Genomic DNA, 21,049 nt, shown 5'->3' with positions numbered 1-21,049 from the left:
CCTACGACACGGTGGCCGCGTCGAGTCGCATCGAGGGCCGGCCCAGCGCGGCCAATCCCCGCAAGGTGGAGGCCGCGCTCGGCGCGTTCGAGCGCTGCGTGGACACCGACGACCTGGCCCGGCGGCTGCGGGTCAGCCGGTCGACGCGGGTCACCCCGTTGATGTTCGAGAACGAACTGATTGACCGGGCCCGCTCGAAGCCCCGGCACCTGGTGCTGCCGGAGGGCACCGACGAGCGGATCCTGCGGGCGGCGGAGATCCTGCTGCGCCGTGGAGTGGCCGAGCTGACAGTGCTCGGCCGGCCGGACGACATCGCCCGGCGCACCCGGGAGCTGGGCATCGATCTCGGCGACACGCACCTGGTCGACCCGGAAACCAGCGGGTGGCGTGACGACTTCGCCGCCGAGTACGCCCGGCTGCGCGCCCACCGAGGCGTCACCGCCGAGTTGGCGCACGACATCGTGGCGCAGCCCAACTACTTCGGCACCCTGATGGTGGCCACCGGCCGCGCCGACGGCATGGTCTCCGGCGCGACGCACACCACCGCCGCCACCATCCGGCCGGCGTTCGAGATCATCCGTACGCTGCCGGACGTCTCGGTGGCCTCCAGCGTCTTCTTCATGCTGCTCGCCGACCGGGTGCTGGTCTACGGAGACTGCGCGGTCAACCGCGACCCGGACGCGGCCCAGCTCGCCGACATCGCGATCTCGTCAGCCGACACCGCCGCCCGGTTCGGCATCGAACCCCGGGTGGCCATGCTGTCGTACTCCACCGGCAGCTCCGGTGCCGGCGCGGACGTGGAGAAGGTCGCCGCGGCCACCGCGCTGGTCCGGGAGCGCCGGCCCGACCTGCTGGTCGAGGGGCCCATCCAGTACGACGCGGCGATCGACCCGGCGGTGGCGGCGACGAAGCTGCCGGGCAGCCCGGTCGCCGGCCACGCCACTGTCTTCATCTTTCCGGACCTGAACACCGGCAACAACACGTACAAGGCGGTGCAGCGCTCCGCCGGGGCGATCGCCGTCGGCCCGGTGATGCAGGGCCTACGCCGACCGGTGAACGACCTGTCCCGGGGCGCGGGCGTGCCGGACATCGTCAACACGGTGGCGATCACCGCCATCCAGGCGGCCACCGAGGAGGCCTCGTGAGTCAGGTGCTGGTGCTCAACTGCGGGTCGTCGTCGGTGAAGTGGCGCCGCTACGACGGTGACCGGGCGCTCGACCACGGCCTCGTCGAGCGGATCGGTGAGCCCGGCGGCGGCCCGAAGGACCACACCGCTGCGGTCCGGCAGATCCTGGCCGGGCTGGACCTGACCGGGCTGGCCGCGATCGGGCACCGGGTGGTGCACGGCGGTCGGACGTTCAGCGCGCCGGTGCTGATCGACGACGCGGTGCTGGCCGCGATCAAGAACCTGGTGCCACTCGCCCCGCTGCACAACCCGGCCAACCTGGCCGGCATCGAGGTGGCCCGCGCGGCGCTGCCGGACGTCCCGCAGGTCGCCGTCTTCGACACCGCGTTCCACCACACCCTGCCGGACGCCGGCGCGACCTACGCGATCGACCGGGACACCGCCGAGCGGTACGGCATCCGCCGGTACGGCTTCCACGGCACCTCGCACGCGTACGTGTCCCGCCGCACCGCCGAACTGCTGGGCCGGCCGTACGAGCAGGTCAACACGATCACCCTGCACCTGGGCAACGGGGCCAGCGCGTGCGCTGTCGAGAACGGTCGCAGCGTCGCCACCTCGATGGGCATGTCCCCCCTCGAAGGGCTGGTGATGGGCACCCGCAGCGGCGACATCGACCCGACCGTGATCTTCCACCTGCGCCGGGAGGGCGGGCTGTCGGTGGACGACATCGACGACCTGCTCAACCACCGCAGCGGCCTGCTCGGGTTGACCGGCGTCAACGACATGCGCGAGGTGCTGGAGCGTCGGGCGGCCGGTGATCCGGCGGCGGCGTTGGCCTTCGACGTGTACTGCCGGCGCATCACCGGCTACGTCGGGGCGTACTACGCGCTGCTCGGCCGGGTCGACGCCATCACCTTCACCGCCGGGGTCGGCGAGCACGCCGCGCCGGTGCGGGCCGCCGCGCTGGCCGGCCTGGGCCGACTCGGCATCAGCGTGGACGACGCCCGCAACGACGGCGACGGCGACCGGTTGATCTCGCCCGATGGTGCCGAAGTGAGCGTCTGCGTCATCCGCACCGACGAGGAGCGGGAGATCGCCCGGCAGACCAGGGACGTGGTCGGCGCGGCCTGACGACTCAATCGGCCAGGCCGCCAACCAGGTGACGGATCAGCCGGCCGCCAACCAGGTGACGAGTGCCACCAGCACCACGACGACCACTGCCGCGCCGATGATGAGCGGCAGGCGGGACGGGGCCTCCGCTGGCGCCGCGGCCTCCGGTGTCTGGGTGAAGGCGCGGAACGCCTCGGTGTTGCCGCTGGGGTCTGTGTAGTTCTCAGCCATGTCGGTGACCCTAGCGAAGCTGGTCACGCGGCACCGTCCCCGGCCCGCGGCACCCCGGGGGTGGACCCGGCCGGCGGAGGCGACCCGACCGGGTGGCGGGTGCACCCGAGCCGGACGGCGGGGCTGCTACGCCCTCCCGGGCACCTACCGTGGAACGATGGGGGCGGGGCGGCTGCTGGCCGTACTGGTGACAGCATTGCTGGCGGGCTGCGCGCCGGCCACGGCCGTGGCGGGCGGGGCCACCGGGCCACTGCCGGCACGTCGAGCGCCCGAGGGGTCGTACGCCGTCGGCGTGCGTACGCTCACCCTCGATCCACGCTCGGCGCGCCCCCTGCCGGTGACGATCTGGTACCCGGCGTCGACAGGTCAGGTGGCGGCCGGTCTGGTGGCGGCCGGGCGGTTCCCGGTGGTGATCTACAGCCACGGCCTGGGTAGCCGGCCCGAGCTGCACGCCGACCTGACCACCCGCTGGGCGGCGGCCGGTTTCGTGGTGGCCGCACCCGCGTATCCGCACACCCGAGCGGGCGCCGCGCACTTCACCCGGGCCGACGTACGCCACCAGCCGGCCGACGCCTGGCGACTGATCCGGTATCTGGGGGGCCTCGACCGCAGCCGCGCCGATCCCCTCGCCGGGCACCTGGACCTGACGTCGGTCGCCGCGGCCGGGCACTCGGCGGGCGGCTTCACCACCTCCGGCATGTTCAGCGAGGGCCACCCGGCCCGATTGCGCGCCGGGATCGTGATCGCCGGTGGCGGGGTGCCGGGCAGCTTCGCGGGGCCGGCCGCACCGGTGCTCTTCGTGCACGGCACCGCCGACCCGGTGGTGCCGGTGGCGGTCGGCCGGGCGGCGTACGCGCGTACCCCCGGACCGGCCGCGTTCCTCAGCCTGCTCGACCAGGACCACGGCGAATACCTCACGCCGGGTCACCCGGGTTTCGGCCCGGTCCTCGCCACCACCACCGACTTCCTGCGCTGGACCCTCTACGGCGACCGGGCCGCCGCTGCCCGCCTCCCCGCCGACGCCCACTCCCCCACCCTGACCCGTTACGAGTCCCGTCCGGCCCACTGATCCGCCGGGCATGGGGAGCAGGCCCACCGGACAGGGCACAATCGGATTCATGTCGCGACGCGTCACTCCCGCACTGCTGGCCAGCGCCGTGCTCATGGCCGGTCTGGTCGGCTGCTCAGCGGACACCCACCCCAGCCGGAGCGGGCAGGCGCCACCGGTCGAGCCCAGCGCCGCCGCCACGCCGACACCGCAGGTTCCCGCCGGCGCCGCGCCGAAGAACACCTTCGCGGTCGGCGTACGACAGCTGAAGCTGGACCGGGACGGCCGCGCGCTGCCGACGACGCTGTGGTACCCGGCGGCCGGGCAGTCCGGCGGCGCGGCCAAACGGTCGGCGGCGGCGGCGCAGGGCCGGTTCCCGGTGGTGATGTTCAGTCACGGCCTGGGTGGGCGGCCTGACGACTACGCCACGCTGCTGACCCGCTGGGCGGCGGCGGGTTTCGTGGTGGCCGCGCCGACGTTCCCGCACACCTCCCGGGGCGCTGACAACAACGTCCTCGACGTGCTCAACCAGCCCGCCGACGTGTCGTACGCGTTGGATCAGGTGTTGGCGTTGGACGGCAAGGCCGGCGACGCGTTGCGCGGCCGGTTGGACGGCGAGCGGGTGGCCGCGGCCGGGCACTCGGCGGGCGGGGTGACCACCATCGGCCTGTTCACCGCGAGCCGGGACGAACGGCTGGACGCGGGCGTGGTGTTCGCCGGCACGGCGCTCGGCGTGGGCACCGCGTTCGCCGGCACGGCCGCCCCACAGCTCTTCGTGCACGGCGAGTTGGACGAGGTGGTCGAGTACGCGGCGGGCAAGGCGGCGTACGACAAGGTGCCCTGGCCGAAGGCCATGCTGAGCCTGCCCAAGGGCGACCACGGGCGGGCGCTGCTCAGCGACGGCGCCACGCTGCGGGTGGTCTCGGACACCTCGGTCGAGTTCCTGCGCTGGTCGCTCTACGGCGACGCGGACGCCAGGAAGCGCATCTCCACCGACGCGACGCGCGGCGACATCGCCACCTTCGACGACCACCTCTGAGGCCCGCCGCTCGACCAACCGCCGGCCCACCAACCGCCGCTCGACCAACCGCCGGCCCACCGACCGCCGGTCGACCAACCGACGGTCGGCTGGGCGGGCGTCAGGCGGTGTGGTCGATGACGACCTTGCCGAAGGCGTCGCCGGAGTGCAGTCGGGCGAAGCCCTCCTCGACCCGGCTGAACGGCACGACGCTGTCCACCACCGGGCGCACCTCGTTGTCGGAGCAGAACGCCAGCAGCTCGTACAGCTCACCGGGCGTGCCCATCGAGGTGCCAAGGATCTCCAACTGCATGGCGAAGACCCGGCGCAGGTTGATGGACGGCTCGTGCCCGGAGGTGGCGCCGGAGACCACGATCCGGGCCATCGGCGCGGCCGACTTCAGCGAGTGGTCGAAGGTGGCCTCGCCGACCGTCTCGATCACCACGTCGACCCGCTCCGGCAGCCGGGCACCGGGTTCCATCGCGGTGGCGCCGAGGGCCGAGATCCGGTCCCGCTTGCCGGCGTCGCGGCTGGTCGCGTACACCCGTTTGCCCATCGCGACGGCGAGCGCGACGGCCGCGGTGGCCACGCCACCGCCCGCGCCCTGGACCAGCACGCTGTCGGCGTCCGCGACGCGGCCCTTGGTGGTCAGCATCCGCCACGCGGTCAGCCAGGCCGTGGGCAGGCACGCCGCGTCGGTCGCCGCCATGCCGTCGGGCAGCGGGACCAGATTCGACCGGGGTACGACCACCCGCTCGGCGAGCGTTCCGGCGAAGTGCTCGGAGAGGATGGAAACCCCGCGCGGGTCACCCGGGGTGACGACCACCGGGTACACGACCACCGGGTGTCCCTCCGGGTCCAGCCCGACCGCGTCGCAGCCGAGGATCATCGGCAGCTGGGCCTCGGTGAGACCGACCCCGCGCAGCGACCAGAGGTCGTGGTGGTTGAGCGAGGTGGCCCGCAACTGCACGGTCACCCAGTCGTCGGCCGGCGGGGTCGGCTCGGGCCGCTCGCCGACGGTGAGCGCGGCGAGCGGGTCGGCGTCGTCGAAACGGGAGGCAAAGGCAGCACGCATGATCGGCACGGTAACAAGCTGAGCGCTCGTTAAGAAGGCACCCGGCGCAGGCTGCGCCGGAGCGCCCCGGCGAATACGCGGGTTACCGGCGGGCGACGCCGTCGCGGCGGGCGGCTTCGGCGACCGCCTCGGCCACGGCCGGCGCGACGCGCGGGTCGAGCGGGGACGGCACGATGGCGTCGGCGGTCAGCGACTCGGCCACCACACCGGCGATGGCGTCCGCAGCGGCGACCTTCATCGCCTCGGTGATCCTGGTGGCACCGGCATCCAGCGCACCGCGGAACACCCCGGGGAAGGCCAGCACGTTGTTGATCTGGTTGGGGTAGTCACTGCGCCCGGTGGCGACCACCGCGACGTGCCGGGCGGCCACCTCGGGGTGCACCTCGGGGGTCGGGTTCGCCAGCGCGAACACGATCCCGCCGGGCGCCATCTGAGCCACCGCCGCCTCGGGGATCTGCCCGCCGGAGACCCCGACCAGCACGTCCGCGTCGCGCAGCGCCTCGGTGATGTCGCCGTGGCGGCCGTCGGCGTTGGTGCTCGCCGCCAACTCGGCCTTGGTGCCGGTCAGCTCAGTGCGATGCCGGCCGATGATCCCCTTGGAGTCACAGACCACCACCTGGTCGGGGTTGACGCCCCCGGCGATCAGCATCTTCGTCACCGCCACCCCGGCCGCGCCCGCGCCGCTCACCGCCACCCGCAGGTCACCGAGCTTGCGGTCGAGCAACGTCGCGGCGTTGCGCAGCGCGGCGAGCACCACGATCGCGGTGCCGTGCTGGTCGTCGTGGAAGACCGGAATGTCCAACGCCTCGTCGAGTCGACGCTCGATCTCGAAGCAGCGCGGGGCGCTGATGTCCTCCAGGTTGATTCCACCGAACGAGGGTGCCAGCGCCCGCACCACCGCGACGATCTCGTCCACGTCCTGGGTGTCCAGGCACACCGGCACCGCGTCCACCCCGGCGAACTGCTTGAACAGCACCGCCTTGCCCTCCATCACCGGCAGCGCGGCCCGGGGCCCGATGTTGCCCAGCCCGAGCACCGCCGAGCCGTCGGTGACCACCGCGACCGTGTGCGACACCCAGGTGTACTCGTCGACCAGGGCGGGGTCGGCGGCGATCGCCTCACACACCCGGGCCACCCCCGGGGTGTACGCCAGGGAGAGGTCCTCCCGGCTGGTGAGCGGCACTGTCGAGGTGACGGCCATCTTGCCGCCCCGGTGCAGCTGGAAGACGGGATCAGCGGGGTCCACGGTGGACGAAGACATGGTGGTGACTCCAGGATCTGTCGAGCAGATGTGAGGCGGCCGACCCCGCCGCGAGGTGGGCGGCGAGCGGTGGCACGCGGTGCGGGGGGTCACCCGGGCACTTTCCGAGCATAGTGTCGACACCACCCCCGGGATGTGAGCAGGGTCATAACTGGCGACGAGGCACCCGTCCCGGGCGGGGCCAGTAGCGGGCCACCACCCGTCCGCGCACGTCGGCCACCCCGTACGCCCGGGAGTCGTCGGTGATCAGGTCGTTGTCACCGCGCAGCCACCAGCCGCCGTCCTGCGACCGGACCGCACGCTTCACCACCAGCAGATCGGGCCGGGTCCGGAAGACCGCGACCACCACGTCACCGACCCGGATCGGGCGGCCACCGACCCGAACCAGCACCGCGTCGCCGTGCCGCAGCGTCGGGGCCATGGACGGGCCGGTCACCAGTACGGCGGTCAGCGGCCTCCGCAACCGGGGCGCCTCAGCCGGGTGATCGGCGGCCACTGGTTTCACCTCCACCCGGTTCGGGGAGCATCCCCAGGAGTAATGTCGCCTTTGATCATCGCAAACTTCCCATGGAGGATCCCGATGCGACTTCCGCGCATCCTTGCGCCCCGCGTCACCGCGAGCGCTCACTGCGACCTACCGTGCGGTGTCTACGACCCGGCTCAGGCCCGGATCGAGGCCGAGTCGGTCAAAATGATTTGCGAGAAGTACCAGTCGAACACCGACCCGGAGTTCCGCACCCGCGCCGTCATCATCAAGGAGCAGCGCGCCGAGCTGGTCAAGCACCACCTCTGGGTGCTCTGGACCGACTACTTCAAGCCGCCGCACTTCGAGAAGTACCCGAACCTGCACGGCCTGTTCAACGAGGCCACCAAGCTCGCCGGCGCCGGTGGCGTCAAGGGCAGCCTCGACCCGGCCACCGCCGACAAGCTGCTCGCGAAGATCGACGAGATCTCGAAGATCTTCTGGGAGACCAAGAAGGCGTGACCACTCCGGTCATCCCGACGATCCGGCCGGCACGTCCCGAGGACGTGCCGGCCGTCGTCGCCATGGTGCACGAGCTGGCCGAGTACGAACGCGCCCCGGAGCAGTGCCACCTCACCGCCGAGCAGTTGACCTCGGCCCTCTTTACGACTGCTCCAGGTCGCGGCGTGGCGTCAGACGCGCCGAGCTGGAGCGGTCGTACGACCGCTCCGGCGCTGTTCGGGCACGTCGCGGTGGACGAGCACGACGAGCCGATCGGCTTCGCGCTGTGGTTCCTCAACTTCTCCACCTGGGCCGGCGTGCACGGCGTCTACCTGGAGGACCTCTACGTCCGGCCGGCCGCGCGGGGCACCGGAGCCGGTCGACTGCTGCTCGCCACGCTGGCCGACATCTGCGTACGACGCGGCTACCGGCGGCTGGAGTGGTGGATGATCAACTGGAACCCGGCCGCCGGCTTCTACGCCTCGATCGGCGCCGAGCAGATGAGCGAGTGGGTTCCCTACCGGCTCAGCGGCGACGCGCTCCGCGAGCTTGCCGATCACGCCACCACCGCCGGCACGCGTACGGACGGCTGACCGGGTAGAGTCCCCGACCGGGGGGATGAGCGTGACTCAACTGACTGGCCAGCCAGCGACCGATGACGTGGTGCACCTCACGGTGCCCGCCGACGGCGGTTACCTCGGCGTGCTCCGCACCGCCACCGCCGGTCTCGCGGCCCGGTTGCAGTTCGCGCTCGACGAGATCGAGGATCTGCGGATCGCGGTCGACGAGGCGTGCGCCATGCTGCTCGCCATCGCCACCCGCGACGCCGAGTTGGAGTGCCGCTTCGCGGTCACCGAGGACGCGCTGACCGTCGAGGTGACGGTGCCGACCGTGCGCGGCGCCACCCTGCCCGCCGAGTCGTCCTTCGCCTGGAAGGTGCTCACCGCGCTGACCACCTCGGCGTCCGCCACGTCCGCTGACGGTCGGGCCACGATCGCGCTGCTCACCCGCCGCTCCGGCGGCTACTGAGCGGCCCGACCCACCGGCGCGGTCACTCGAAGCCGAGGGCGCGGGTGGTCGGAGGGCAGACCAGCAGCCAGCCCACGCCCAGGCCGAGCGCCATCAGCGGCACGCCCAGCCAGCCCAACCCTGCCTGGATCATGAACCAACCGATCGGCAGCAACATCAGCTGAAGCACGATGGCGGGGGCGCGTGCGCCCGCCTGACGGCGCAGCAGCGCGCGGCCCAGCGCCCAGAGCACCACCGCCGCCCCGATCGCGAACCCGGTCACCAGCAACGCCGCCAGCAGGTCGGTGCGGGTGGCCGTGAGGTCGGCCCAGATCAGCCAGACGGCGACCAGCCCGACGACGGCCGCCTCTGCCCAGAGCAGGCGGACCGCCCAGCGGAGCGTGACGGGGATCGGGGCCGAGTCGATGGTCACGCGCGCCACGATACCCGGGCCGTCGGAAGGTACAGTGCCGCCCATGCGGGCCGTCCTGGTGGTCAATCCGAAGGCCACCACCACCAGCGAACGCAGCCGGGACGTGCTCGTCCGGGCGCTGCGCAGCGAAGTCGATCTCAGCGTGCGTTACACCCGTCGGCGCGGGCACGCCGTGGCTCTGGCCCGGGAGGCAGCCGCCGAGGGGGTTGACCTGGTCGTCACCCTGGGTGGCGATGGCACGGTGAACGAGGTGGTGAACGGCCTGATGACGGCCGAACCACCAACTCGCGCCGGCGATGCTCCGATGGCCGAGCGGCTGCCCGCGCTGGCGACGGTCCCCGGCGGCTCGACAAACGTGTTCGCCCGCGCTGTGGGGCTGCCCCGGGAGTGGCCGGAGGCGACCAGCATGATCCTGGAAGGGCTGCGGCTGGGCCGGAGCCGGACGGTGGGGCTGGGCCGCGCCGATGACCGCTACTTCACCTTCTGCGCCGGCTTCGGCCTGGACGCCGCGGTGATCCACCGGGTGGAGCAGGCCCGACGGAAGGGTCGGGTGTCCACGCCGTCGCTCTACCTGCGTTCGATCATGAACCAGTACTTCCTCGCCTCGGACCGCCGGCACCCCGCGATCGTCCTGGAGCGTCCGGGCGAGCCGGCGGAGGCCGAGCTGGCCACCGTCATCATCCAGAACACGGCTCCGTGGACGTACCTGGGCGACCGGGAGGTCAACCCGAACCCGGAGGCGTCGTTCGACCTCGGGCTTGATGTGCTGGCGTTGCGTCAGCTCCGGGTGGCTAGCACAACACGGACAGTGACGCAGTTCCTGTCCCGGCAGCCGAATCCACACGGTCGGCAGGTGTTACGACTCCATGACACGGCGGAGTTCACCCTGGTCTCCAGCCGCCCGCAGGCGTTCCAGCTCGACGGGGACTATCTCGGCGAGCGGGAGAAAGTCAGATTCACCTCCGTTCCCGCCGCACTGAGAGTAATCTGCTAGGTCTCGGGTACTGCCCTTGGTTGACACGGTGGCCACACCGATCGGCCTGGTCGCCGCCACACCGAGGGGCAGGTGCCGGAAATGTCAGCAATGTCACGCGGACTGTACTATATTGATCCTCGGCTGTGGCACACCGGGTAACCGGGAAAGCACGGAAACCCGGACAAACGGGTTGTGGGCTTGCTCACCGCTTGGAGTTTTTCCGAGCGTCACCCTTGACATCGCGACTGTTCGTGAAAGTATTCACAAGCGAACTTGAGTTACCGGGACATTGCCTGGATATGCTCGTCAGGTTGAGCTGTTCCAGCACGTCCCCGGCGCTAACCGCCTGCTCACGCACTGCCGAATAGACGAACGCTAACTGTCACCTCGGCACTGCGGATGCATATAGGGAAAGCACGACAAGCAATATTTGCCACCCATCCAGAATGAGGAGTGTTGCCGCCATGGACTGGCGTCACCATGCTGTCTGCCGCGACGAGGACCCGGAGCTGTTCTTCCCGATTGGGACGTCCGGACCGGCTCTCCTGCAAGTCGAGCAGGCCAAGGCCGTCTGCAGGCGCTGCTCCGTGACCGACCAGTGCCTTCAGTGGGCACTCGAGTCTGGTCAGGACGCCGGCGTCTGGGGCGGAATGAGCGAGGAGGAGCGGCGCGCTGTCAAGCGGCGCGGCGGTCTCCGGGTGCTGCGCGCTCACTCCGCCTGATCCCCAACGACACAGCTGTACGCCCCGGTGGGTTCGCCCGCCGGGGCGTTCCGCTGTCTCCGGCACCGGATACACCGGGCCGGCACCACTGGTCATCCAGTCGACGCCGACACGGGCCGCTCGTCGACCCGACGCAGCACCAACTCGACCAACTCCGGTGCGTCGGTCAACGGCGCCGCCACCGCCACCGCACCCGCCGCACCGGCCGCCTCGACCACCGCGTCATGGAACAACCCCGGTGCCAGGAAGTACGCGGACACCGCGACCCGACGCGCGCCGGACGCCCGCAGCCGGGACACCGCCACGCCAGCCGCCGGTGGAGCCGCCGACGCGTACGCCACCCGGCAGGGCACCCCGAACTCCACGCCGAGCGCATCGGCGACCCGGCCCACCGAACGGCGCGCCCGCGCGTCCCGGGTGCCCGCCGCGGCCAGCACCAACGCGTCAAAGCCACCCCGACGCAACGCGTCGGAGCCACCCGAACGCAACGCGTCTAAGCCACCCGGACGGGTCTCGCCCAGCCGACGGCACAACCCGGCCAGCAGCGCCGGATCGGGCGTGTCGTCCGCCGGGCCGAGCACATCAGTCATCCGTACCGCCAGCGGTGGCCCAGCCTGCGTCGCCGCGGCGACCGCCGCCGGAATGTCCACCCGATTGTGGTACGCGGCGGTCAGCAGCAGCGGCACCAGCACCGCCCGGCGGTGACCGGCCACGGCCAGCTCACGCAGCACCTCGGTCGGCCCCGGCTCGGTGTGGTCCAGCCAACTCGCCCAGACCGGTGTGCCCGGCCGGGCGGCCGACACCGCCCGAGCCAGAGCCCGGGTGGCATCGGCCGCTCGTGGATCACGACTGCCGTGCGCCACCAGCACCACCGGGTCCGCCCCGCCGGCCACACCGGTCAGGGGCGTCCCCGGAGAGGTCAGACGTGCAGCCCGCACTCGGTCTTCTCGAACATGGCCCAGCGGCCGGCCCGCGCGTCCTCGCCGGCCTTCGTCCGGCGGGTGCACGGCCAGCAGCCGATCGACCCGTACCCCTGCTTGAAAAGCTCGTTGACCGGCACGTTGAACCGGGCGATGTAGGCGTCCACATCCCGCTGCGACCAGGCGGCGATCGGGTTGACCTTGACCTTGCCGCGGCGCGCGTCGAAGGTCACCACCGGGGTGTTGGCCCGGGTCGGGGACTCGTCCCGGCGCAGACCGGCGGCCCAGGCGTCGTACCCGGTCAGCGCCCGCTCCAGCGGCTCCACCTTGCGCAGCTGGCAGCAGTCGTCCGGCGACTTGTTGAACAGCCGGGGGCCGTACTGGCCGTCCTGCTGGCCGACGGTGAGCCGGGGCCGGATCGACCGGACGTTCACCGGCAGCGTCCGGGCGACCTCGTCGCGTACCCGCAGCGTCTCGGGGAAGTGCAGGCCGGTGTCGAGGAAGACCACGTCCACCCCGGGGGCCACCCGGGACACCAGGTGCGCCAACACGGCGTCGGCCATCGAACTGGTCACGCAGAACCGCTCACCGAAGGTCTGCGCCGCCCAGCGGGCGATCTCCAGCGCCGGGGCGCCCTCCAGGTCCCGAGCGGCCCGCTCGGCCAGCGCCCGCAGCTCGTCCGGGCTGCGCCGGGCCGGGTCGGCCGGTGTCGCGCCGCCCGGCCCCACCAGGCGCAGGCTCGCGGCCGAGACGAGACTCATGAGGTCACCGTCCGACTGAGCAGCCCGGTGAACTTCACCGAGAAGACCCGGGTGCAGGCGTGGCACTCCCAGGCGCCGTGCCCCGCCTCGTGCGGCCGCAGATCTTCCTCGCCGCAGTACGGGCAGTACAGAGGTGCCGCTCGGTTCTCGCTGCTCACCGCAGTTCCTCCTCGTCGACTCTGATCACCCAGTTGGCGAACGTCTCGCCCTCGCTCCGGCCGGCCAGGTAGCGGCGGGCCAGCCGTTCCACGTACTCCGGAAGCTCGTCGGCGGTGGTCTTCAGGCCGCGCAACTTGCGGCCGAACCCGGCGGTCTGCCCCTGGGCCATGCCCAGCCCGCCGCCCAGGTGCACCTGGAAACCCTCGACCTGCCGGCCGTCCGGGCCGACCACCAGTTGACCCTTCAGACCGATGTCAGCCACCTGGGTGCGTGCGCACGCGTTCGGGCAGCCGTTGATGTGGATCGAGATGTCGGCGTCGAAGTCACGCAGCCGCTGCTCCAGCCGGGCCACCAACTCCTCGCCGCGGGCCTTCGTCTCGACGATGGCGAGCTTGCAGTACTCGATGCCGGTGCACGCCATCGTGCCGCGCCGCCAGGCCGACGGCCGGGCCTCCAGCCCGATCCCGCGCAGCGCGTCGACCAGCGACTCCGTCCGCTCCGACGGCACGTCGAGCACCAGCAGCTTCTGGTACGGGGTGAGCCGCACCCGGTCGCTGCCGTGCGCCTCGACCACGTCGGCCAACTGGCTGAGCTGCGCGCCGGAGACCCGCCCGACCACCGGGGCCGCGCCCACGTAGTGCCGCCCGTCGGCCTGCTCGTGCACGCCCACGTGGTCGATCGGCTTCGACGGCAGGCTCGGCGCCGGGCCGTCGAGCAGCGTACGACCGAGGTAGTCCTTCTCCAGGACCTCACGGAAGCGCTCCACGCCCCAGTCGGCCACCAGGAACTTCAGCCGGGCGCGGTTGCGCAGTCGGCGGTAGCCGTAGTCGCGGAAGATCCCGACCACCCCGGCCCACACGTCCGGCACCTCGGCCAGCGGCACCCAGACGCCGAGCCGCTTGGCGAGCATCGGGTTGGTGGCGAGACCTCCGCCGACCCAGACGTCGAAGCCGGGGCCGTGTTCGGGGTGGTCGACGCCGAGGAAGGCGATGTCGTTCGACTCGTACGGGGTGTCCACCAGCCAGGAGATCGACGTCTTGAACTTGCGGGGCAGGTTGGAGAACTGCTTGTCGCCGATGTAGCGGGAGACGATCTCGTCGATCGCCGGGGTCGGGTCGAGCAGCTCGTCCCGGGCCACCCCGGCGACCGGGCTGCCCAGCACGATCCGTGGGCAGTCGCCGCACGCCTCGGTGGTCTGCAGGCCTACCGATTCCAACCGGCGCCAGATCTCCGGCATGTCCTCGACCCGGATCCAGTGGTACTGGATGTTCTGCCGGTCGGTGATGTCGGCGGTGTCCCGCGCGAACTCCCGGGAGATGTCCGCGATCACCCGCAGCTGGGCCAGGCTGAGCTGGCCGCCGTCGATGCGGACCCGGAGCATGAAGAACTCGTCCTCCAGCTCGTGCGGCTCCAGCACGGCGGTGCGTCCGCCGTCGATGCCCGCCTTGCGCTGGGTGTAGAGGCCCCACCAGCGGAACCGGCCCCGCAGGTCCTGCGGGTCGATGGAGGCGAAGCCGCCGTGCGCGTAGATGTTCTCGATGCGGGCCCGAACGTTGAGTGGGTCGTCGTCCTTCTTGATCCGCTCGTTGGGGTTGAGCGGCTCGCGGTGGCCGAGCGCCCACTGGCCCTCGCCCCGTGGCCGGCGCGGCGCTCGGGTCGGGCGAGCCGTCGGATCCTCGGAACGGGCCGGGATGCTGCTGACCGCCATCGCGGCGTCCTCCGTTGTCTGCTGTGCCTCGGTTACGCGGGGCGCGGCGGCCGGCCCGGCGAAGCGGGCGGGACAACGGTGTCGGAGACAGCCGGCGCGGAGCGCGCCCGAGACGGATTGGTCGGGCGTCGTCAGTAGGCCGGACAGATCGCGCTGCGCACGCGGCCGTAATCGACGTGGCGGCGTGCCACGAAGCGGCGGACGACTGCGGCGGTCATGGGCCCATGCTGCCACACCCCAACGGGGCCGGCCAACGTCCGCGTGCTGGATCCCACATCACGGGCCGAAGGTCTTTCAACCACCTATGGACGAGGCCGCCGGCCGACGCCCGCGGAGGGGGTGGCCGTGGCAGGCTCGGAGCGTGGGGCAATTGTCCGAGAGGTCGGCTGGGACGGCGTGGGCGCACCTGCGCCGCCTGCCGGTCTGGCTCCCCCCGGCGCTGTTGACCCTGGCGGTGACAGTGACCGGGCTGGGCTCCGCCCAGCTCTGGCGCGACGAGCTGGCGACGTGGAGCGCGGCCACCCGGTCGCCCGGCGACCTGGCCCGACTGGCCGGCACCATCGACGCCGCCACCGGGCCGTACTACCTGCTGATGCACGGCTGGACGAGGGTCTTCGGCGACTCCACGATCGCCCTGCGCGTACCGGCCGTGTTGGCGATGACAGTGGCCGCCGGGCTGCTCGCCGTGCTCGGCGCGCGGCTCGTCGACCGGCGCGGCGGCCTCTTCGCCGGGCTGCTGTTCGCCGTGCTCCCCGGCACCTCCCGCTACGGGCAGGAGGCTCGCCCGTACGCGCTGGCCACCATGCTCGCCGTGCTCGCCACCCTGCTGCTGGTGACCGCGCTGCGTCGACCGAGTTGGGCCCGTTGGGCCGGCTACGCCGCCGCCGTCGCCGCTCTCGGGCTCATTCACCTGATCGCGCTCACAGTGCTCGCCGCCCACGCGCTGGTCGTCCTCATCGCCTGGTGGCGTGGCCCGGCCGGCATCGCCACCCCCGCGCACCCCGACGCCGGGCGGGACCGGCGGGTGTGGCGGTGGCTGGTCGCCGTGCTGCCGGTCGTGCTGCTGGCCGGTCCGCTGCTGGTCAAGGCCCGGACCCAGCAGTCCCGGCAGTTGAACTGGGTTCACCTGGCCCGGCTGGACGACCTGACCGCGCTGCCCGGTGGCGTCACCCAGAGCAGCGTGGTCGGTGGCCTGCTGGTCGGGGTCGCGGCGCTGGGCGCGGCTCGGCTCGGGCGACGCGCGGTGCTGCCGGTCAGCGCGGTGCTGCTGCCCGTACTCCTGCTCTTCGCCGCCGGCACTGTCGTACCGCTGTGGGTGCCCCGGTACCTGGTCTTCGTGGTGCCCTTCGCGTGCCTGCTGGCCGGCGCGGCGTTGGCCGCCGTGACCGCACCGGCCGCGCTGGTCGTGGTGGTCCTGGCCGGGTTGCTCGGCCTACCCGACCAGGCCGCGCTGCGCCGGACCCACGAGTGGCCGCGCAGCGCGCCGGTGGACTACGCCGGGGCGGCACGGGTGATCGCCGACGGTCAACGGCCGGGCGACGCGGTGGTCTACTCGCCCCGGCACAGCTGGCTCTTCCTCGACCTCGGCATCGAGTACCACCTCAGCGACCCGCCACGCGACGTGCTGGTCACCGAGGACGAGGTGCGCCGCGGCGACCTGTGGGCGGCCGAGTGCGCCCAGCCAGCGCAGTGCCTGGCCGGTACGACACGGGTGTGGCTCGTCGTCTCCGGCCGGCACGCCGAGCCGCTGGCCGCCGTGGCCGGCGCCAAGGGCGACGCGCTACGCACCGACTTCAACGTCACGCAGGTCTGGCAGCGCCCCGGCCTCACCGTCGCCCTGCTGACCGGCCGCCCCGGTCGCTGACCCACCTCGGTCGCACGGGCCGTGGACCAACCGGGCGGGACGGCCGCGGGCGGGGGTCAGGGTTGTGAGCGGCCCTCCGGGGCGCTGCGGGCCAGCGGGATGACCAGCACGGCCTCGGTGCCACCGTTGGCGCCGGCCCGCAGTTCGATGGTGCCGCGCAGTTCCCCGGTGATCAGGGCTCGGACGATCTGAAGGCCGAGCCGGCTGCCCTGTTCGGCGTCGAAGTCCGGCGGTAGGCCGCGGCCGTTGTCGGTCACCGAGACGTGCAGCATCTTGCGGAACCGGTGCGCCGAGACCACCACCTCGGGCCGCAGCGACGGGTCCACCTCGGGAGCGGCGACCGGCACCATGCCGGAGGCGGCGGCCACCGGGGCCTCCTCCGCCTCCTCGGCCGGCGGGAAGCCGTGCTCGACGGCGTTGAGCAGCAACTCGTTGAGAACCATCACCAGCGAGGTGGCGATCTCCGCCGGCAGTACGCCGAAGCTGCCCCGCCGGCGCATGCCGACGCTCACCTCGGTCGCCGCGACCTCGGTCGCCGCGCTGGCCACCCGGTCGACGATGCCGTCGAACTCGACCGCCTCGTCGCTGGACATGGAGAGCGTCTCGTGCACCAGGGCGATCGAGGCGACCCGCCGGACCGATTCCTCAAGCGCGACACGGGCCTCCGGCATCGCCACCCGGCGGGCCTGCAACCGCAGCAGCGCGGCCACCGTCTGGAGATTGTTCTTCACCCGATGGTGGATCTCCCGGATGGTGGCGTCCTTGGTGATCAGCGCCCGGTCCCGGCGGCGGACCTCGGTGATGTCCCGCACCAGCACCAGCGCTCCGATCGGCACCCCGGCCGGCATCAGCGGCAGCGCCCGGGTGAGCATCGTGGCACCTCGTGCGTCGATCTCCCGGCGGGGTGGCGCCTCACCGCGCAGCGCGGCCAGGATGCCGTTCGAGGCCTCGGTGCCATCCAGCGGGTCACCGGCCAGCCGGCGGTGCAGAGCCGCCAGGTCCTCCCCTACCAGGTGGGCGGCGTAGCCCAGTCGGCGGTACGCGGACTGCGCGTTCGGGCTGGCGTAAGTGACCTTGCCGCCGGCATCCAGCCGGACCAGACCGTCGCCGACCCGGGGCGCCGAGGTGGTCTCGCCCGGATGCCTCGGCGGCGGGAAGGTGCCGTCCGCGATCATCTGCGCCAGGTCGTCGGCCGTGGTGAGGTAGTTGAGCTCCAGTTGGCTGGGCGTACGCGCGGTGGAGAGGTTGGTGTCCCGCCCCACCACGGCGATCACCTCGCCGGCCTCCCCCTCGGCGGTACGCAGCCGAACCGGGATCGCCTCGTGTCGGGCCGGCACGTCGCCGTACCAGACCGGGTCGCCCTCCCGCCAGATCCGGCCCTGCGAGTACGCCACCCCCAGGTGGGCCACCTCCGGCCCGCCGACGATCCGGCCCACCTGGTCGTCCTGGTACGCGGTCGGTGCGGTGGTCGGACGGACCTGGGCGACGCAGAGGAAGGTGCCGTCGGCGTCGACCGGCACCCAGAGCAGCAGGTCAGCGAAGGACAGGTCAGAGAGCAGTTGCCAGTCGCCGGCGATCCGGTGCAGGTGGTCGATGTCGGCCGGACGGAGATGGGTGTGCTCCTCGGCGAGGTCGCGCAGCGTGGACACGGTGACCAGGGTGCCACGCCGCGCCTCACATCGTCGCGGTGACCTTCTTCAACCCGCGCGGCGCGTCCGGGTCCTCGCCTCGGGTGAGCGCCAGGGCCAGCGCCAACCGCTGCATCGGCAGGATGTCCAGCAGCGGGGCGTACCGCTCGTCGACCTCGGGAACGGCCAGCCGGGTCGCGCCCGGCACGTCGGCGGAGCCGACCACCACGACGTCGGCGCGGCGTTCGCCGAGGCGGGGCAGCACCTCGCCCATCGACCGACCACCGGGGCCGGAGCCGACCACGGCGAGCACGGGGACCTCCGGGTCGGTCATCGCGAGCGGGCCGTGCAGCAGGTCGGCGCCGGAGAAGGCGAGCGCCGGCAGGTAGGAGGTCTCCATCAGCTTCAGCGCGGCCTCCCGGGCGGTCGGGTAGGCGTACCCCCGGCCGGTGGTGACCAACTGGCGGGCGAACCGGTAGCGCGGGGCGAGCTGAGCCGGGGTGCCGTCGGCCAGGGTGCGGGCAGCCAGCTCGGGCAGCGCGTCGAGCGCTTCCCGTTCGGCCTTCGGGAGCACCCCGTCGCCGGCCCGGATCCCCTCCACCAGCATCAACAGGGCGAGGAGTTCGGCGGTGTACGTCTTGGTGGCGGCCACTGCCCGCTCGTGCCCGGCGGCGATGTCGACGCTCAGCTCAGCCACGTCGACCAGCGGCGAGTCGGGGGCGTTGGTGACCGCGAGGGTCAGCGCCCCGGACGCTCGGGCGGCGCGCAGCACCTCGGCCAGGTCGGGCGAGCCACCGCTCTGGCTGACCCCGACGACCAGCGCGTCGGACAGGTCGGGGCGGGCCCCGAACAGGGTGACGACGCTGGGCGAGGCGAGCCCGGCGGGCAGGCCGAGCCGGATCTCGGTCAGGTAGGCCCCGTAGAGCGCCGCGTGATCGGAGGTGCCCCGCGCGGTGAAGACCACGTGCCGTGGCCGACGTTCGGCGATGACCGCCGCCACCCGGGCGATCTCGGCGGCGTTGGCAGCCGAGAGCAGGCGTGCGTAGCCAGCCGGCTGCTCGTCGATGTCGGCGGCCATTCCAGCCCCTGCACGTGTCACGGAAGCCCCTCCCCTGCGCGTTTGCCGCGCGATTCTTGCTCAGTCTTGCACTTTTAACCGTATCTCAGCAATTGAACGAGCAGGATCGCGCAGGTGATCACCAGTTGATCTCAATATCAACTAAGCTTGAGCCGCCGCACCCGGTCTAGCTGCCACGAGAGGACGACGTGCCTGAGGGAACGGACGATCCCGCGCTCTCCGTGACGGAGGAGCTGGCGCTGGCCCGGCTGGCACTCGACGAGGGCGACCTGCACCACGCCGCCGGCCACCTCGCCGGCGCGTTGGCACAGGCCCCCACCCTCCCGGAGGTGCACGAGACGCTGGCCCGGCTCGCCGCGACCAACGGCGGCGGCCTCGACCTCTTCCCGATCAACCACCACACCTTCGTCGGTGCGGTCGTCGCCCGCGCCCACCTCCTGGCCACCGCCGGGCGCCCCGCCGAAGGGCTGGAGCTGCTGGCCGCGGCGACGGCGTACGCACCCGGCACCGAGTGGGCCGGCGTGCCCTGGGTAACCGCGCCCGAGCTGGCCGAACGACTGGACCCGGAGCACATCGCCCGCGTCCTCATGCAGATCTGCGCCGCCCTGCCCGACCCGGTGCCGCGGATCGGCCGGGCCCCGCTGACCCCGTACCTCACCCTCGCCCGCAACGCGGCCACCGTGCACCCCGAACACGGTCTGCTGCTGGGCGCGGCGTCCGCACTGGCTCGGCGCCTCGGCGAGGCCGAACTGGCGGTCCGCTGGGCCACCCGAGGGGTACGCGCCCAGCCCTCGAAGATGGGCGAGGTGTGGCTCGGGTACGCGTACCGCAGCTCGGGCCGGACCCGCGACGGCCTCGCGGCCCTCGGTCGGGCCGTCGAGCTGGACCCCGACGACCTGGCGATCTATGCGGACATCGCCGGCACCCTGGCCGAGATCGGGCGACTGGACGAGGCGCTGGAGTGGATCGAGCGGGCGCTGGCGCGCGATCCGTCGTTCGACTGTGCGGTGCACACCGCCCACCGCCTGCGGCACCTGCGCGACGGTGACCTCGCGCACCTGGTCGCGCTCGCCGACTTCGTGCGGGACCACCCGGACGACAGCCACGAGCACGGCGACCTGGCCCAGTGCTGCCGAGGCCGACCCTGGCTCGGCCAGCTCACCCCGGCCGGCGGGCCGCTGATCGACGCGATGCGTCAGGCGGTGGCCAATGACGACAACGGTCTCGGCGGTGCCGTACGCCTACCCGCCGCCGCACCGCCCAGCGCGGTCGGGACGGCGATCTCCACAGCCCCTGGGCTGCGGATCGAGGTTGTCGGCGCGCCGGAGCCCGACCCGCGCGAGCCCCGACGGGCGTCCGCTCAACGGTTGTGGCACTACGCGGACACCGTCCCCACGCCCGCGGTGGCGGCACCGTCGGCGGCGGCGGTCGAACGGATCGGGCAGATCGCCCACCCGGCGTGGGCGCACCCACCGGCGGCGTACGACGCGGCGGTGGGCCTGGCCGGCCTCGATCTGGCCGACCTGCTCGGCCTGCTGGTGCACCCGCCGGCGGCACCGGCCAACGGGGTGGGTCGGCTGCTGGCCGCCCACGACCCGTCGGTCTGGGTCCGTGGGGTGCAGGTGTGGGCCTGTCTGGGGCTGCTGCACCACCGCACCGACGAGCCGTGGGAGGGCTCGGCCCGACGCCGGGTGCTGCTCGATCTGATCTGGGGCGTCGAGGACTGGGTCACCGAGGCGGCGTTGTTCGCCCTGGTCACCGCCGCCTGGGTGGATCCGTCGGTGCGGCCGGACGTGGCCCGGGTGGTGGCGGATCGGCTGGCCGACGCGGCTGCCGTGGCACGCAGCCGACCGGTCCCGATCGTCGCCTCGCTGGCTCACCTGGCGCTCGCCGCCCCGCAGCTGGACCCGGCGACCGCGGCGCTGGCCACCGAACTCCTGGGCGCCCACTCCCCCCGAC

Annotated in this window: 22 protein-coding genes; 11 read left to right on the top strand and 11 right to left on the bottom strand. The window is 72.6% G+C overall.

Annotation, left to right across the window (positions count from 1 at the left end; all coding sequences use genetic code 11):
- Both pta and DLJ59_RS28310 read left to right on the top strand, forming a co-directional pair.
- On the top strand, positions 1–1,145 hold a 1,145-nt coding region (gene pta, locus DLJ59_RS28315; RefSeq protein ID WP_124776245.1), incomplete at its 5' end, for a phosphate acetyltransferase.
- On the top strand, positions 1,142–2,257 hold the full coding sequence (locus tag DLJ59_RS28310) for an acetate/propionate family kinase (protein ID WP_124776243.1): 1,116 nt from the start codon (positions 1,142–1,144) through the stop codon (positions 2,255–2,257). The genes pta and DLJ59_RS28310, both read left to right, overlap by 4 nt.
- A 36-nt stretch (positions 2,258–2,293) precedes the next feature.
- Here DLJ59_RS28310 and DLJ59_RS36715 read toward each other — a convergent pair whose 3' ends face one another.
- On the bottom strand, positions 2,294–2,467 hold the full coding sequence (locus DLJ59_RS36715) for a hypothetical protein (protein ID WP_167493902.1): 174 nt from the start codon (positions 2,465–2,467) through the stop codon (positions 2,294–2,296).
- Between the two features lie 157 nt (positions 2,468–2,624).
- On the opposite strand from DLJ59_RS36715, the gene DLJ59_RS28305 reads away from it, so the two are divergent.
- Both DLJ59_RS28305 and DLJ59_RS28300 read left to right on the top strand, forming a co-directional pair.
- Positions 2,625–3,536 carry an alpha/beta hydrolase family protein gene (locus DLJ59_RS28305; RefSeq protein ID WP_124776241.1) on the top strand — a complete coding sequence of 304 codons (912 nt, stop codon included), beginning with the start codon at positions 2,625–2,627 and terminating at the stop codon, positions 3,534–3,536.
- A 49-nt stretch (positions 3,537–3,585) separates the two neighbouring features.
- Positions 3,586–4,554: an alpha/beta hydrolase family protein gene (locus DLJ59_RS28300; RefSeq protein WP_124776239.1), complete on the top strand. Its 969-nt coding sequence runs from the start codon at positions 3,586–3,588 to the stop codon at positions 4,552–4,554.
- A gap of 100 nt (positions 4,555–4,654) precedes the next feature.
- Here DLJ59_RS28300 and DLJ59_RS28295 read toward each other — a convergent pair whose 3' ends face one another.
- The 3 genes from DLJ59_RS28295 to DLJ59_RS28285 form a co-directional block, all read right to left on the bottom strand.
- On the bottom strand, positions 4,655–5,617 hold the full coding sequence (locus DLJ59_RS28295) for a zinc-binding dehydrogenase (protein WP_124776237.1): 963 nt from the start codon (positions 5,615–5,617) through the stop codon (positions 4,655–4,657).
- Positions 5,618–5,690: 73 nt separating this feature from the next.
- On the bottom strand, positions 5,691–6,869 hold the full coding sequence (locus DLJ59_RS28290; RefSeq protein ID WP_124776235.1) for an NAD(P)-dependent malic enzyme: 1,179 nt from the start codon (positions 6,867–6,869) through the stop codon (positions 5,691–5,693).
- A gap of 145 nt (positions 6,870–7,014) precedes the next feature.
- Positions 7,015–7,365 (bottom strand): S26 family signal peptidase, encoded by a 351-nt coding sequence (locus DLJ59_RS28285; RefSeq protein ID WP_244236281.1) that lies wholly within the window; start codon positions 7,363–7,365, stop codon positions 7,015–7,017.
- 84 nt (positions 7,366–7,449) lie between these two features.
- Between DLJ59_RS28285 and sodN the strand changes: the two genes are divergently transcribed.
- From sodN to DLJ59_RS28270, 3 genes are read left to right on the top strand one after another with little or no spacing between them, the layout of a single operon-like run.
- Positions 7,450–7,854: a superoxide dismutase, Ni gene (gene sodN, locus DLJ59_RS28280; protein WP_124776233.1), complete on the top strand. Its 405-nt coding sequence runs from the start codon at positions 7,450–7,452 to the stop codon at positions 7,852–7,854.
- Positions 7,851–8,426: a GNAT family N-acetyltransferase gene (locus DLJ59_RS28275; RefSeq protein WP_124776231.1), complete on the top strand. Its 576-nt coding sequence runs from the start codon at positions 7,851–7,853 to the stop codon at positions 8,424–8,426. Before sodN ends, DLJ59_RS28275 begins: the two co-directional genes overlap by 4 nt.
- A gap of 31 nt (positions 8,427–8,457) precedes the next feature.
- Entirely contained in the window at positions 8,458–8,862 is a 405-nt protein-coding gene (locus tag DLJ59_RS28270) for an ATP-binding protein (RefSeq protein WP_124776229.1), read from the top strand.
- Between the two features lie 22 nt (positions 8,863–8,884).
- Here the strand turns inward: DLJ59_RS28270 and DLJ59_RS28265 are convergent, their stop codons facing one another.
- A complete protein-coding gene (locus DLJ59_RS28265; RefSeq protein WP_124776227.1) occupies positions 8,885–9,274 on the bottom strand; it encodes a hypothetical protein in 390 nt (129 codons plus the stop codon).
- A gap of 43 nt (positions 9,275–9,317) precedes the next feature.
- Between DLJ59_RS28265 and DLJ59_RS28260 the strand changes: the two genes are divergently transcribed.
- Together DLJ59_RS28260 and DLJ59_RS28255 are read left to right on the top strand one after the other, a co-directional pair.
- On the top strand, positions 9,318–10,268 hold the full coding sequence (locus tag DLJ59_RS28260) for a diacylglycerol/lipid kinase family protein (RefSeq protein ID WP_124776225.1): 951 nt from the start codon (positions 9,318–9,320) through the stop codon (positions 10,266–10,268).
- A gap of 446 nt (positions 10,269–10,714) precedes the next feature.
- Positions 10,715–10,972: a WhiB family transcriptional regulator gene (locus DLJ59_RS28255; RefSeq protein ID WP_007072794.1), complete on the top strand. Its 258-nt coding sequence runs from the start codon at positions 10,715–10,717 to the stop codon at positions 10,970–10,972.
- 92 nt (positions 10,973–11,064) lie between these two features.
- Here DLJ59_RS28255 and DLJ59_RS28250 read toward each other — a convergent pair whose 3' ends face one another.
- From DLJ59_RS28250 to DLJ59_RS28235, 4 genes are read right to left on the bottom strand one after another with little or no spacing between them, the layout of a single operon-like run.
- Complete coding sequence (locus DLJ59_RS28250; protein WP_124776223.1) at positions 11,065–11,910, bottom strand: sirohydrochlorin chelatase; 846 nt, start codon at positions 11,908–11,910, stop codon at positions 11,065–11,067.
- Positions 11,892–12,653 (bottom strand): phosphoadenylyl-sulfate reductase, encoded by a 762-nt coding sequence (locus DLJ59_RS28245; protein ID WP_124776221.1) that lies wholly within the window; start codon positions 12,651–12,653, stop codon positions 11,892–11,894. The genes DLJ59_RS28250 and DLJ59_RS28245 overlap by 19 nt, the downstream gene beginning before the upstream one ends.
- Entirely contained in the window at positions 12,650–12,811 is a 162-nt protein-coding gene (locus DLJ59_RS36710) for an IS1 family transposase (RefSeq protein WP_124776219.1), read from the bottom strand. Before DLJ59_RS36710 ends, DLJ59_RS28245 begins: the two co-directional genes overlap by 4 nt.
- Entirely contained in the window at positions 12,808–14,520 is a 1,713-nt protein-coding gene (locus DLJ59_RS28235) for a nitrite/sulfite reductase (RefSeq protein ID WP_124776217.1), read from the bottom strand. The genes DLJ59_RS36710 and DLJ59_RS28235 overlap by 4 nt, the downstream gene beginning before the upstream one ends.
- A gap of 361 nt (positions 14,521–14,881) precedes the next feature.
- On the opposite strand from DLJ59_RS28235, the gene DLJ59_RS28230 reads away from it, so the two are divergent.
- Positions 14,882–16,384 carry a glycosyltransferase family 39 protein gene (locus tag DLJ59_RS28230; RefSeq protein WP_244236280.1) on the top strand — a complete coding sequence of 501 codons (1,503 nt, stop codon included), beginning with the start codon at positions 14,882–14,884 and terminating at the stop codon, positions 16,382–16,384.
- A 56-nt stretch (positions 16,385–16,440) separates the two neighbouring features.
- Here the strand turns inward: DLJ59_RS28230 and DLJ59_RS28225 are convergent, their stop codons facing one another.
- Both DLJ59_RS28225 and DLJ59_RS28220 read right to left on the bottom strand, forming a co-directional pair.
- The gene (locus DLJ59_RS28225) at positions 16,441–18,033 is read right to left on the bottom strand and encodes a PAS domain-containing sensor histidine kinase (protein ID WP_124776213.1); all 1,593 of its coding nucleotides are present in this window, start codon (positions 18,031–18,033) and stop codon (positions 16,441–16,443) included.
- 25 nt (positions 18,034–18,058) lie between these two features.
- Positions 18,059–19,090 (bottom strand): SIS domain-containing protein, encoded by a 1,032-nt coding sequence (locus DLJ59_RS28220; RefSeq protein ID WP_124776247.1) that lies wholly within the window; start codon positions 19,088–19,090, stop codon positions 18,059–18,061.
- 188 nt (positions 19,091–19,278) lie between these two features.
- Between DLJ59_RS28220 and DLJ59_RS28215 the strand changes: the two genes are divergently transcribed.
- Positions 19,279–21,049: tetratricopeptide repeat protein (locus tag DLJ59_RS28215; RefSeq protein ID WP_148096975.1), on the top strand; the 1,771-nt coding region annotated here is incomplete at its 3' end.

Origin of the sequence: Micromonospora inaquosa (assembly GCF_003857055.1) — a bacterium.
Taxonomy (GTDB): domain Bacteria; phylum Actinomycetota; class Actinomycetes; order Mycobacteriales; family Micromonosporaceae; genus Micromonospora; species Micromonospora inaquosa.
Note: the sequence above shows the minus strand (reverse complement) of the source record. Positions and strands in the feature narration are given on the sequence as shown.

Excerpts from the sequence above, each read along its gene's own strand:
- DLJ59_RS28300 (WP_124776239.1), top strand. The coding sequence starts at position 3,586 with ATGTCGCGACGCGTCACTCCCGCACTGCTGGCCAGCGCCGTGCTCATG.
- DLJ59_RS28245 (WP_124776221.1), bottom strand. The coding sequence starts at position 12,653 with ATGAGTCTCGTCTCGGCCGCGAGCCTGCGCCTGGTGGGGCCGGGCGGC.
- DLJ59_RS28255 (WP_007072794.1), top strand. The coding sequence starts at position 10,715 with ATGGACTGGCGTCACCATGCTGTCTGCCGCGACGAGGACCCGGAGCTG.
- DLJ59_RS28290 (WP_124776235.1), bottom strand. The coding sequence starts at position 6,869 with ATGTCTTCGTCCACCGTGGACCCCGCTGATCCCGTCTTCCAGCTGCAC.
- DLJ59_RS36715 (WP_167493902.1), bottom strand. The coding sequence starts at position 2,467 with ATGGCTGAGAACTACACAGACCCCAGCGGCAACACCGAGGCGTTCCGC.
- DLJ59_RS28220 (WP_124776247.1), bottom strand. The coding sequence starts at position 19,090 with ATGGCCGCCGACATCGACGAGCAGCCGGCTGGCTACGCACGCCTGCTC.
- DLJ59_RS28260 (WP_124776225.1), top strand. The coding sequence starts at position 9,318 with ATGCGGGCCGTCCTGGTGGTCAATCCGAAGGCCACCACCACCAGCGAA.
- DLJ59_RS28235 (WP_124776217.1), bottom strand. The coding sequence starts at position 14,520 with ATGGCGGTCAGCAGCATCCCGGCCCGTTCCGAGGATCCGACGGCTCGC.
- DLJ59_RS28305 (WP_124776241.1), top strand. The coding sequence starts at position 2,625 with ATGGGGGCGGGGCGGCTGCTGGCCGTACTGGTGACAGCATTGCTGGCG.
- sodN (WP_124776233.1), top strand. The coding sequence starts at position 7,450 with ATGCGACTTCCGCGCATCCTTGCGCCCCGCGTCACCGCGAGCGCTCAC.